The organism is Streptomyces sp. YIM S03343 (assembly GCF_054729195.1).
Genome location: NZ_JBPUKX010000002.1, coordinates 28,270 through 39,924, shown reverse-complemented (window position 1 = coordinate 39,924; position 11,655 = coordinate 28,270). Strand labels below are relative to the sequence as shown.

12 protein-coding genes are annotated in these 11,655 nt (G+C 70.6%); 5 read left to right on the top strand and 7 right to left on the bottom strand.

Features of this window, described 5'->3' with window-relative positions:
• Positions 1 to 70: 70 nt before the first annotated feature.
• The 3 genes from ACSYGN_RS35925 to ACSYGN_RS35915 are packed head-to-tail and all read left to right on the top strand — an operon-like array spanning position 71 to position 1,896.
• Entirely contained in the window at positions 71 to 295 is a 225-nt protein-coding gene (locus ACSYGN_RS35925) for a hypothetical protein (protein ID WP_460404078.1), read from the top strand.
• A gap of 17 nt (positions 296 to 312) precedes the next feature.
• Positions 313 to 1,677: a M48 family metallopeptidase gene (locus tag ACSYGN_RS35920; protein WP_460404076.1), complete on the top strand. Its 1,365-nt coding sequence runs from the start codon at positions 313 to 315 to the stop codon at positions 1,675 to 1,677.
• A 42-nt stretch (positions 1,678 to 1,719) separates the two neighbouring features.
• A complete protein-coding gene (locus ACSYGN_RS35915) occupies positions 1,720 to 1,896 on the top strand; it encodes an nSTAND1 domain-containing NTPase (protein ID WP_460404074.1) in 177 nt (58 codons plus the stop codon).
• 148 nt (positions 1,897 to 2,044) lie between these two features.
• On the opposite strand, the gene ACSYGN_RS35910 is transcribed toward ACSYGN_RS35915, so the two are convergent.
• Together ACSYGN_RS35910 and ACSYGN_RS35905 are read right to left on the bottom strand one after the other, a co-directional pair.
• Positions 2,045 to 2,368 carry an MFS transporter gene (locus ACSYGN_RS35910; RefSeq protein ID WP_460404072.1) on the bottom strand — a complete coding sequence of 108 codons (324 nt, stop codon included), beginning with the start codon at positions 2,366 to 2,368 and terminating at the stop codon, positions 2,045 to 2,047.
• A 40-nt stretch (positions 2,369 to 2,408) separates the two neighbouring features.
• Positions 2,409 to 3,575, bottom strand: a complete 1,167-nt coding sequence (locus ACSYGN_RS35905; RefSeq protein ID WP_460391564.1) for an IS630 family transposase — start codon at positions 3,573 to 3,575, stop codon at positions 2,409 to 2,411.
• An 88-nt stretch (positions 3,576 to 3,663) separates the two neighbouring features.
• On the opposite strand from ACSYGN_RS35905, the gene ACSYGN_RS35900 reads away from it, so the two are divergent.
• Positions 3,664 to 3,990, top strand: a complete 327-nt coding sequence (locus tag ACSYGN_RS35900) for a hypothetical protein (protein WP_460391562.1) — start codon at positions 3,664 to 3,666, stop codon at positions 3,988 to 3,990.
• A gap of 30 nt (positions 3,991 to 4,020) precedes the next feature.
• Here the strand turns inward: ACSYGN_RS35900 and ACSYGN_RS35895 are convergent, their stop codons facing one another.
• A complete protein-coding gene (locus ACSYGN_RS35895; RefSeq protein WP_460404070.1) occupies positions 4,021 to 5,124 on the bottom strand; it encodes an MFS transporter in 1,104 nt (367 codons plus the stop codon).
• A 169-nt stretch (positions 5,125 to 5,293) separates the two neighbouring features.
• On the opposite strand from ACSYGN_RS35895, the gene ACSYGN_RS35890 reads away from it, so the two are divergent.
• A complete protein-coding gene (locus ACSYGN_RS35890; protein ID WP_460404068.1) occupies positions 5,294 to 6,190 on the top strand; it encodes a helix-turn-helix transcriptional regulator in 897 nt (298 codons plus the stop codon).
• A 560-nt stretch (positions 6,191 to 6,750) separates the two neighbouring features.
• Here ACSYGN_RS35890 and ACSYGN_RS35885 read toward each other — a convergent pair.
• The 4 genes from ACSYGN_RS35885 to ACSYGN_RS35870 all read right to left on the bottom strand — a co-directional run bounded on the left by ACSYGN_RS35885 (position 6,751) and on the right by ACSYGN_RS35870 (position 11,627).
• Positions 6,751 to 8,163, bottom strand: coding sequence for a cellulose binding domain-containing protein (locus tag ACSYGN_RS35885; RefSeq protein WP_460404066.1), 1,413 nt, complete (start codon positions 8,161 to 8,163; stop codon positions 6,751 to 6,753).
• A gap of 64 nt (positions 8,164 to 8,227) precedes the next feature.
• Positions 8,228 to 9,760: a beta-N-acetylhexosaminidase gene (locus tag ACSYGN_RS35880; protein ID WP_460404064.1), complete on the bottom strand. Its 1,533-nt coding sequence runs from the start codon at positions 9,758 to 9,760 to the stop codon at positions 8,228 to 8,230.
• Positions 9,761 to 9,801: 41 nt separating this feature from the next.
• Positions 9,802 to 10,641: a carbohydrate ABC transporter permease gene (locus ACSYGN_RS35875; RefSeq protein WP_460404062.1), complete on the bottom strand. Its 840-nt coding sequence runs from the start codon at positions 10,639 to 10,641 to the stop codon at positions 9,802 to 9,804.
• Positions 10,638 to 11,627, bottom strand: coding sequence for a carbohydrate ABC transporter permease (locus ACSYGN_RS35870; RefSeq protein ID WP_460404060.1), 990 nt, complete (start codon positions 11,625 to 11,627; stop codon positions 10,638 to 10,640). Before ACSYGN_RS35870 ends, ACSYGN_RS35875 begins: the two co-directional genes overlap by 4 nt.
• Positions 11,628 to 11,655: the final 28 nt, after the last annotated feature.

The window sequence follows — 11,655 nt, the reverse complement described above, 5'->3', positions numbered from 1 at the left end:
GTGCTTCCCGAGGGCCTGGCCCGCCACCTCATACTCGGCCACGCTCCGTCGCTCGGGATCGTCCTCGACCTTGCGGCTGCACGAGTCCATCGCAGTGGCCGTCAAGGCGCTGGCTGGGCCGGCCCAGGAATGCGAGGGCTTGTGCCTGGCGGGCTGGATGGTCGCCGGTGAATGCGGCAGCTCCGAGCTGGCGGCCGTGTACCGGGCGGTGGGCTACGGCACCACGGTCGACACGACGATGCGTCATACGCTGGGCATCGGCCTCGGCGCATTCACCGAGCGGTGGCGCGCGTAGGTCCGGCGGGAGTTGAGATGACGTCTGGAGACGACCTGACGGCGGGTGGTCCGGTGCCCGAACGGGACCGTGCGTCCCGTGACGCGGGTACCGGGGCGGACGCGGGCCAGGAGCCCGGTGACGGTGACGGTGCCGGGCGGCGCGCGGGCGTGGGCGGCGGCGAGCAGAAGCCCGCGTCGGCGGGTGCCGGGGCAGGCGGGGACGCGGATGCCGGGTCGGGTGCGGGTGCGGGGCGGGTCGCTGTGGCCGGTGGCGGCCCGGACTTCACTCCCGGGGAGGCGGCACGGGGGCGGGCGCTGCGGCGTGCGCAGCTGCCCTGGTTGCTCGGCGGCCGGGCCGCCGGGCTCGCGCTGCTGGTGGTCCTCGGGCTGACGCCGGCGGGCGCTTGGCTGGTGGGGCTGTTCGGGGACGGGTGGGCGGTGCGGGTGCTGTGCGGCGGGCTGGGACTGGTGGTGATGCGGCAGGCGGTGTCGCTGCCGTTCGCCGCGCGGGTGCGGGTGGTGCGGGCCCGGTTCGGGCTCGTCACGCAGGGCTGGGGCGGTTGGGCGGTCGACGTTCTGCGCGGTCTGCTGGTCTCCGTAGCGCTGATGCTCGGCGCCCTCTACGGCGTCTACGCGCTTGCGGGGGCGACCGCCCGGTGGTGGGCGTGGGCGGCGCTCGGCGCGGCGTGCGTGGTGGTGGTGCTGTCCTGGCTGGCGCCGGTCGTGCTGGAGCCGGTCTTCAACCGGTTCCGCCCGATGGAGCCGGGCCCGCTGCGTGACGCTCTGCTGGCCCTGGCCGGGCGGGACGGGATCGCCGTGCGCGAGGTGCTTGTCGCGGACGCCTCGCGCCGGACCACCGCGCTCAACGCGTATGTGTCCGGCTTCGGGCGGACACGGCGGATCGTCGTGTACGACACGCTCCTGACGACCGCCGCCCCCCGGGAGGTGGAGCTGGTCGTGGCGCACGAGCTGGGGCATGTGAAACACCGGGACGTGGCCCGGGGAACCGTCCTGGGTGCGTTCGGCGCGGCCGCGGGGGTCTGCGTGCTCGCGCTGGTCGTACGGTGGCGGCCGCTGCTGGACCTGGCGGGCGTCGACGGCTTTGCCGACCCCAGGTCGCTGTGGCTGCTCGCGGCCGCCGTGGCGGTGGGCTCCGCGTCGGTAGGGCCGCTGGGGTGCGCCGTCAGCCGCCGCGTCGAGCGGCGGGCCGACCGTCATGCCCTCGAACTCACCGGTGACCCGGTGGAGTTCATCGCCATGCAGCGCCGCCTCACCGTCGCCAATGTCGGCGACCCGGATCCGCCGCGCGTTCAGCATGTGCTCTTCGGCACCCACCCCACGGCGGTCGAGCGCATCGCCGCTGCACGGCGGTTCGTCACCGCGGGCCGTGAACGGCCATAGCCTCGGATCACATCCTGGGACGTCCACCTGCTGGTCGGCCCGATGACCCCGGCGGAACTGCGGGAGGCCGTGATCAGGCCGACCTTGGCCGCCGGGCTGCTGGTGGAAGGGGCGCTCAGCGCCAGGATCGTCGAAGAGGTCGCGGACCAGCCCGGCGGGCTGCCGATGTTCTCCCACGCCCTGCTGGCGACCTCGCGGCACGCCGCGGCCGGAAGCTGACACTGGCCCGCCGCAACGCCAGGGACGACCTCTACCTCCCACCGACCCACCGGACCCGACTGGAAGGCATGGACGGATTGCCTCGTACTGGTCGCCTTCGCCGCACGGGGTGAGGCGACCGGGCCGATGGGCTGCGCAGGCCGCGGGGTTACGCCTGGTCGCCGGCTGCGGAGGGGCGGAGCAGCAGCGTTGCGGCGGCTGCGGCCAGGACGACCAAGGCGGCGAGCACGAGGCTGACCCGCAGGCCGTGGACGAATCCGGCGTGGCTGGTGATGAGGGCGCCGAAGACGGCGACGGCGAGGGCGCCGCCGACCTGGCGGCTGGTGTTGAAGACGCCGCTTGCGGTGCCGGCTCGGTGGGCGGGGACGTGCTCCAGCAGCAGGGCGGTCGTCGGAGGCATGATCAGCGGGGCGGCGACGCCGACCGGGACGAGGAGCAGCGCCAGGGCCCAGACGGAGACTGAAGCGGGCACCAGGCTAAGTGGTCTGCGTCGTAAGTCCTTCGGGGGTTGATCATGTTGCCGGGGCGGCGGAGGATTCTTCTGGGTGATCGGCGGTGTGCCGGTCGAGCCTGGCCAGGAGATCGTCCAGGTCGGAGGTGGTGAACTTCCACTGGAACGGCTGTGCCGTGGCGTTGTAGCGGTCTTCGAAGGCTCGGAGCCGGTCCGCGACCTCGTTGAGGTCGGTGAAGTCGTTGGGTGTCACGACCTTGCGCTGCACAACGGAGAAGTAGATCTCCACCTGGTTTAACCAGGAGGCGTGGATCGGGGTGTGGACGAGGACCGCGTTCGGGTAGGCGGCGGTCAGCCGGTCGGCGGCCTTCTTGCCGCGGTGGGAGGATCCGTTGTCCACGACCCAGAACACGCGTTTCGCGCTGGCGTAGGGCTCTTGGGTCATGACCTGGTCGACCAGGGCCATGAACGGGGCGATGCCGGTTCTCGGCTCGCAGCGGCCGAAGGTCTTCGCGTGGTGGACGTCGTAGGCGGCCAGGTAGGCCAGGGCGCCACCGCGGCCGTAGGTGTGGTTCACCCGCATCGCCCTGGCCTGCCCGGGGGCCAGGGCGGGGTGGCAGCGGCAGCGGGCCTGGATGGAGGTCTTCTCATCCGCGCTGATCACGTACTCGTCCGCGCAAAGCGCTTCGCCGTTCCAGATGCGGGCATAGAGGTCGAGTACGAGCTCGGCCCTGGACCGAAAGGCAGGGTCGGTGATGAAGATCCAGGACTGGTACTGCCAGGGCTTGAGCGCGTCCTGCCTGAGCCAGCGCCGCACGGTGGAGGCGGAGATCGCGCCGGCGATGGCGCGGCCGACGACCTCGCGGGCCAGCTCCGGGGCTGACCAGCGCGAGAGCGGTGTGCCGCTCTCGGCGGGCAGTTGGCAGGCCAGGGCCTTGACCTGGGCGGTCTGCAGCGGCGTGAAGGAGGCGGGACGCCCGGAGCGCTTGCGGTCGGACAGCGCGGGCAGCCGGTGCTCGGCGAATCGGCCGCGCCAGGTGCGGACGGTGTCCAGGTGCAGCCCGGTCTCGCGGGCGATGCGGGCGTTGGGGCGGCCCCGGGCTGCGTGCAGGACGACCTGGGCGCGCTGACGGAGCCGGTGCTCGGTCTTGTGGCCGTAGGCCATCGTCTTGAGCCGCCTGCGCTCGGAGGCGGTCAGGGTTATCGAGCGGGCAGGGGCAACGGGCAAGGCGGGCAAGCCGATCACGAGAAGTGGATCACGACAGGCCGTATCCTGCCCGCCCCCCGATCGCCGGCCCTCCGGCAGGATGTCCGCTGTGCCAACGCCCTCGGAACATACCCGGCTCCAACTCGAGCTGTATCTGAACATGCACGCCAAGGCCGCTTGGCCGCAGCTGGCCGGCCTGCGCGTCCGCCACCGGGGCCAGTACGCCTACGTGGACGGTGAACTGGCCGACGGCCAGAGCGTCAAGCTGATGCGCCTGCGCTACCACGGCACCGCCAGCCGTTGGGGCTTCGCCCTGCACGACCCGGCCAGCGACCGCTACCAGGACGCCCTCCTGCCCACCGGCACTGGCAGCGGCACCCCGGAGGACGCCCTCGACACCGCCTGCCACCTCCACCTCACCGCCTTCGACAGCTGACAGTGCACACACCCACGACCGGCTCTGAAGTCAACCCCCGAAGGACTTACGACGCAGACCACTAAGGATCACCGAGCCCGCGGCCATGACGGCCAGGCCGGTGACGATGGTCCGGCGTGCTCCGAGCCTTTCGGCGATCCGCGCGGAGTACGGGCTGAGCAACGCGCTGATGGCCATCATCGGCAGGAACGCGATGCCGGCGCCGAGCGCGGACAGGCCGCGGATCTGCTGCAGGTAGAGGCTGAACAGGAACGGCAGACCGTAGAAGCCGACCATGAAAGCGAACCCGACGGCGACCGCGACCACGACGGTGCGGGAGCGGAACATGTCCAGCGGCACCATCGGGTGCCTGCCCCTGGCCTGGGCGATCAGGAAAGCGGCGGAGGCGAGGACGGCCACGGCGAGGGCGAGCAGTACCCGCGGGGAGGTGAGCCCGGCGGCGCCGGCTTCGATGGCGCCGTAGGTCAGGCCGCCCATCGCGAGGACGCCGGTGATCTGCCGGGTGAAGTCGAAGGGGACCTTGTGCCGCGGTGAGGGCTGGGTGCGGGCGAGCAGCAGCAGGGTGACGATGCCGATGGGCAGGTTGATGTAGAAGATCATCCGCCAGCCGGCCAGGGTGAGCAGACCGCCGAGGACCGGGCCCGCCGCAGCGGCCACGCCGCCGCCCATGGCCCAGATCGCCACGGCACGCGAGCGCTTGCCCGCGTCCGGGTAGGCGTGGCGGATCAGGGCCATCGAGGTGGGCATGACGACCGCGGCCGCCGCGCCCTGGACGAAGCGCGCGGCGACGAGCGCGCCGAGGCTGGGCGCGAGTCCGCAGGCGGCGGAGGCTACGACGAACAGGGCGAGCCCGGAGCCGAAGGCGCGGCGGGCGCCGATCCGGTCGGACAGGGCTCCGGCCGACAGCAGCAGCGCGGCGAACATCAGGGTGTAGCCGTCGACGACCCACTGCAGTCCGGTGATGCCGCCGCCCAGGCTCGCGCGGATGGACGGCAGGGCCACGTTCACGATGGTGGCGTCGAGGGTGATGACGAAGAAGCCGAGGACGGCCGCGGCCAGCGTGGCGGACGTGTGGCGCTCGGCCGGCGCGCCTGCGACGGCGGCTGATCGGGTGGTGGAGCTTTTGAGCAGCATGGCGGATCAGGGTCCTTCGAGCGAGGAGGCGTCGACCTGCGGTACGTGGCTTGTTCGTCACGGGGCGAAGACATCTCCAGGCAACCAGCCCGCGGGGCGGGCAGGGAGTCACAGTCGTTGGGGGTACTGCCAGGGACCCCCGGGCCGAGGTGGTGCGTAGGCTTGCAGCGTGCGATCCGGCATCGACGTCAGCGACGACATCCGCGAGTTCCTGACCACGCGCAGGGCCAAGATCACCCCGCAGCAGGCGGGGCTGCCCGACTACGGTGGCAGGCGCCGCGTGCAGGGGTTGCGGCGTGCGGAAGTGGCCCGGCTGGCCGACATCAGCGTGGAGTACTACACCCGCCTGGAGCGCGGCAACGTGCGCGGTGTCTCCGACGACGTGGTCGAGTGCCTGGCCCGCGCGCTGCGCCTTGACGAGGTGGAGCGGGCGCACCTGTTCAACCTCGTACGGACCGCGAACGCCTCTCCGGCTTACCGGCGTCCGCCCACGCCCCGACGGGTAGGCATCAACGTCCAGCAGCTTCTGGACGCGATGACCGGGGCTGCCGCGTTCGTGCGCAACGGGCGGTTGGACGTGCTCGCAGCCAACCACCTCGGCCGCGCCCTGTACGCCGAGGTCCTGGCTGGTCCGGAACGTCCCGCCAACCTGGCCCGGTTCATCTTCCTCAAGCCTTCCGCCGGGTTCTACCGGGACTGGGCGAACACCGCGGGGCTGACAGTGGGGAGTCTGCGCAACGAGCTGGGCCGCAACCCCGGCGACCCGGACCTCGCCGAGCTGATCGCCGAGCTCTCCGAGTCCAGCGAGGAGTTCCGGGCCGGGTGGGGAGCCCACGACGTCACCTACTACCGCAGCGGCATCCAGACCTTCCACCATCCGATGGCCGGCGACCTCGACCTGGACTACGAGGCGCTCGAACTCCCGGCCCACCCGGGGCTCACGATCATCGCCTACACCGCGGCCCCCGGCTCGGACTCCCGAAGGGCGCTGGACCTGCTGGCGAGTTGGACAGCCGCCCCCGCACCGGAAGCGGTGAACCCTTTGGGGAGTGCCGCCAGGGACTGAAGCCGAATGACCGGCCTTCTCCGCATCGGAACGGGCAGGGCAAACACCATGTAGGTCACGATTCATACGGTCCGGGGTGTGACTCCTCGCCGGGCAACGCATCGTCACGATGGCCCCGCAGGCACAGTCGGCGCGCGCAGACTCCTTTCACGTCCGGCGTCGTTCGCCCGCGTCAGCGTCGGCCATCGCGTCCGTGAAGGTCAGGGGCCGCCCCCCACCCGGACGAGCCTGGCAGCGCCACGGAGCGGTACTTCTTCACCTGCGACTCAAGATGGTCATTCAGGCATCTCGGGTCGTTCCCATGGGCGCGGACCGACGCACCCCGGCCCTGCTGAGGTACGCCCAGGACCGGGAAGAAGATGGTCAGTGGACAGCCGGCGGGCGCCGCTTCGGGTCGTGCCCCGTGAAGTGGTGCAGGGGTTCGAGCGCTCCGCGTTCTGGTTCGAGGCCCCTGGTGATCTCCGCGGAGGCGGCAGGCCACGTAGCGTTCCGCTGAAGCCGGTCGAACGCGTCCGCCGCGCACCCGGTGCCTGCCCGCCGGGCGCACGGCGACGCTGCGATCAACTGCTGGGGACGGTGTCCTCGAACGTGGTGCCCGCGTTACGGTACGCCGCCACCTTCGCGGCGACCTGAGCCGGTGTGAGGACCTGGTCCTTGACGTGCAGGACGTAGTCGATCTGCTCGTCGTAGGCCCGCGCGGTGGAGCTCGTCAGGCCGCCGAAGTCGATCAGCCACTGGTTGAAGTTGATCGACATCGGTCGCTCCGGCAGGTACGCGGAGTCGTGTGTGCCGAACAGTTGGCCGTCGATGTAGTACTTGATGTTGTTGTTGTCGATGGTCAGCACGAGGTCGTGCCAGCCGTTGTAGCTCTGACGGCCCTCGGTGTGCTGGTTGACCGCCACCCACGGGTCGGGCTGGTAGGTCTCCCAGGACGTCGTGTAGAGGATGTTCGAGGGCTCGCCCCAGCCGCCGTTGGGCAGGTACTCGAAGTCGTACTCGGAGTAGTCGTCCGCCATCGGTGCGGTGAGGTCGTTGATGGTGAAGAAGGTCTGGACGAGGTGGTCGCCGTCCGGGCCGTACTTGGGCGCGTCGCTGAACTTGACCCGGGCCGCGTAGGTGCCGTTCTTGAACTTACGCATGTTGGTGACGACCTCGGTCTGCTTGGTGCTCTCGCCGGTGCCCGCGGTCGAGGTCTCCAGGTTCATCACGGAGTTGCCGTCGGCGGTGGCGAAGGTGACGCTCTCGGGCGCCCAGGTGGCACCGGACACACCGGGGCCGCCGGAGGCGGAGCGCACGTTCCAGCCGTGCGCAGAGATCTTCGGGTCGTTGTAGGCACTGTAGTTGAAGTCGTCGAACAGTGTGGCGCCGCCTGCGGGGGGATCGGTCGGCGGGTCCGTCGGGTCGTTGCCCGCGGGGGCCCGGCCCCACAGGGTGGTGCCGGACAGTTGCGCCGTGACCTTGGACCAGTCGCCGTACGAGGTCTGGGAGGCGCCGAAGGAGTAGTCGTCGCTCTGGTTCAGCGGTGCCCACGTCGACTGGTAGAAACGCAGATGCATGTCGCCGGTGTCCGCGCCCGGGGCGAGCGATCCGGCGCCCGAGGTGAATCCGATCTCCAGGTAGCTGTCGGCCGTGGCGGTCGGGTGGGCGAGCGTGCCGAAGGTGCCCGTGACGTTGGCGCAGCCCTTGACGGCCCAGGAGCAGGCGAAGCGGTAGGTCGCGCTCGCCGAGTCGGCCTTGAAGTAGTAGCGGATCTTGACGCCGCTCAACTGCACGTCGGTGGTTCCGGTGTTCTTCACCTTGAACCAGGGCTCGGCCTGGTCGGCACTGGCTCCGGTGGCGCTTGTCCGGTACTGGACGCTCAGCCCGTCGTCGGCCGCGGCGGCGGGGAGTGCGGTGAGTACAGCGGCGCCCATGGCCACCGCGACGGCGGCGGACGCGGCGGCACGCAGCCGTTTCTTCGCGAATCTCATCATTGTTCTCCAGAAGGTGGGGTGATTCCGGAACGGGACAGGGTCTGGGGCGGTGTTCGGGGTGATGTCAGGAGTGGTACCGGACGCCGAGCGCGTCGAGGCGGGCCGTGTGCTCGGCGAGGCGGGCACGGAAGTCGGCCCAGTCGGTGACGCAGCTCCAGCCGCGGTCGGCAAGGGCGCACAGCCGCGGGTAGGTGAGGTACTCGATGCGGGCAGGCGTTTTGACGAACTCGGTCCACAGCTGGGCCTGGGTGCCGAGCACCCGCCCGGCCACGTCCGTATCGGTGTCCTCGGGTACGGGGTCGTGGGCGTGGACGGCGCGCAGATCGACGACGCCTCCGGGCTGGGCCAGTGGCTCGCGCGGGTCGTCGGACTGGGCGTAGCCGAGATAGGTGGCCCGGTGGTACGCGTTCACGACGGGGTGGCCGCGGTGGGCCGCCGTGCGGGTGTGGGACGGGTCGCGCCAGGTCATCACGGTGAAGTCGAGGGGAAGTTCGGCGCCGGTCTCGGCCCAGCCGACCGGGCGGCGTCCGTTTTGGACCAGGAAGTCGCCGATCTGCCCGAGGAACCAGCCGTGCAGGGCCTCGGGGTTCCGCAAGCCCTCGGCCGCCGCTCGTGCGCGTGCGGCGGCACTGTGCGTCCACTCGACGGTGGGGCACTCCTCGCCGCCGATGTGGATGTACGGCGCGGGGAAGACGTCCATGACCTCGTCGAGGACGGTACGGCAGAAGCCGAGGGCCTCGTCGTGGACCCCGAGGACGGTGTCGCACACGCCCCAGCGGGTCCAGACGTCGAGGGTGCGCTCCGGGTGGTTGCCCAGTCCGGGGTAGGCGGCGAGGGCTGCGCGTACATGCCCGGGCATCTCTACCTCCGGCATGACGGTGACGCCGCGCGCGGCCGCGTACCGGACCAGGTCGGCGAGTTCGGCCCGCGTGTACGCCCCGTCGTGCGGGACGCCGTCGTACGTGCCGCTGCCGGCCGGGCCCGTCTGCGACTCGGCGCGGTGGCCGCCGACCTCGGTGAGCTTCGGATAGGCGGCGACCGGCATGCGCCAGCCCTGGTCGTCGGTGAGGTGCAGATGGAACATGCTGATCTTGTGCAGGGCCAGCAGGTCGACGTATCGGCGCAGGTAGGAGACGGGCTGGAAGTGGCGGGCCACGTCCAGCATCGCGCCGCGCCAGGGGTGACGCGGGACATCGGTGATCTCGGCACACGGCAGCACCCAGTGCGTACCGGGCTGCGGGGTCTCCGACAGGGCTTCGGGAGGCAGGAGTTGACGGATCGTCTGGATGCCGCGCAGCAGGCCGGCGAGGTGCGCGGCGCGCAGCAGCACGGTGTGCGGGGCGATGGTGAGCCCGTACCCTTCGTCGCCGAGACCGGTGAGCCCGGAGGCGAGTGCCAGGGTGAACTGTCCGCCCGGGGACGGTCGCAGGGGCAGCCCGGTGGCGGGGGCGAGCAGGGTGCGCAGCAGTTCCGCGGCCGGTTCGGCGCCCGCACCGATGCGCAGCGCGGTGTCGGTGTCGAGCGTGAAGTGCCCCGGCCGGAGTACGGCTTTGGCGGGACGGGGGACGAGGGCGAGCACAGGTCGGTGTGCGGGCATGGATCGTCTCCGGAAGCAGGTCGCGTGGGGGTGGTGTGTGGTCAGCCCTTGACAGCGCCGGCCGCGAAGCCGGCGGTGACATGGCGCTGGAGCAGCAGGAACACCACGAGTGCCGGGGCGGCGAAGAGGGTCGAGGCGGCCATGGTGGCGCCCCAATCGGTGCCGAAGACGTTCTGGAACGAGGACAGCCACACGGGCAGGGTGCGGTGGTCCTGCTGTTTGATGATCAGGAAGTTGGCGTACGCGAACTCGTTCCAGGCGGTGATGTAGCCGAACAGCGAGGTGGCCATCAGCCCGGGTGCCAGCAGCGGGAACGCCACGTACCGGAACGCGCCGAGCCGGGTGCAGCCGTCGACCTGGGCGGACTCCTCCAGTTCAGGGGGGATCGTGCCGATGAAGCCGCGCAGCATGATGACGGTGAAGGGCAGCGTCATCATGAAGTAGACGAGGGTCAGGGTCGGCAGCCGGTCGAGCATGTCGGTGTCCCGGGAGATGATGTACACCGGGATGATCAGCGATTCCCAGGGCGCCATCTGGGCGATGAAGACCATGAGCATGAACTGCCGGCGCCCCTTCCACCGCATCCGGGCGACCGCATAGGCGGCGCCGAGCGCGATGACGAGGGCGAGCAGGACGGCGCTGAGCGTGACGAGGACGCTGTTGCGCCAGAATAGGCCGAAGCCGGCTGCGCCGACGGCGGTGCGGAAGTGATCGAGGGTCCAACTCTCAGGGATGATCCGGGGGTTGTCGGACTGGATGTCGCGGGTCGGGGTGAACGCGGTGGCGACCATCCAGTAGACCGGGAACAGGCAGACTACGACCGTGACGACGGCGGCGGCGTTCAAGGGCAGGCGGCGGATCCGGGGCCGGGTGGTGCTCATCCGAGCTCGTCCTCCTGGCGGAACATCTGACGGAAGTAGAAGACCAGCACGCCCGACATCAGCACGACGGTGAGCATGGAGGCTCCCGAGCCGAGGTCGTAGCGCTGGCTCGACAAGGCGGTCTGCACCGCGTACACGGGCAGGATCGTGGTCGCGTCGCCGGGCCCGCCATTGGTCATCACCCAGATCTGGACGAACGCCTTGAACGTCCAGATCACTTCGAGCGAGAGCACCAGCAGGAAGATCGGCCGGACGATCGGGAGGGTGATGGAGCGGAAGATCCGCGGCCCCGACGCCCCGTCGAGCCGCGCCGACTCGTACAGTTCGGTGGGGACGGTGGTGAGGGCCGAGTACAGGGTGATCGCGGCGAACGGCACGGACTGCCACACGACGAGGAGGACCACGATCGCGAAGGCGGCCGGGCCGTGCGCGAACCAGGGGTAGCGGTGGAAGGACTCGAACCCCAGGTCGGTCAGGACCGCGTTGACGATGCCGAACTCCGAGTGGAAGAGCCACTGGAACACGGTGGTCGCCGCGATGACGGGCATCGCCCAGGTCAGCACGAGTGCGCTGAGGACCGTGGTCCGGCCGAAGCGGCCGAGGCGTTCGACCACGAGCGCGACAAGCGTGGACAGGACCATGATCAGTACGACGTTGACCGCCATGAAGAGGAAGGTGCGGCGCACCACCTCCCAGAAGCGGTCGTCGCTCAGCAGCGTCTCGTAGTTCCTGAATCCGACGAAACGCGCGTCGCCCATGATGAGCTGGCGCAGACCGAAGTCCTGGAGCGAGATCACCACGGAGCGGACCAGGGGATAGACGAGCAGGTAGAGCGTGCCGAGGACAGCCGGCGCGATCAGGAGGTACGGCCAGATCCCGCGGCCAGCGGCCGTCGACGGGTGGCGCCTGCCCGCGTCGGTGGACCGCCGGGGTGGCCGGGTGGTGAGTGGGGGGCGGGCCGCGGTCTGCTCTCGGACTGCCGACACGGCGCTCCTCCTTCCCATGCGTCGACGA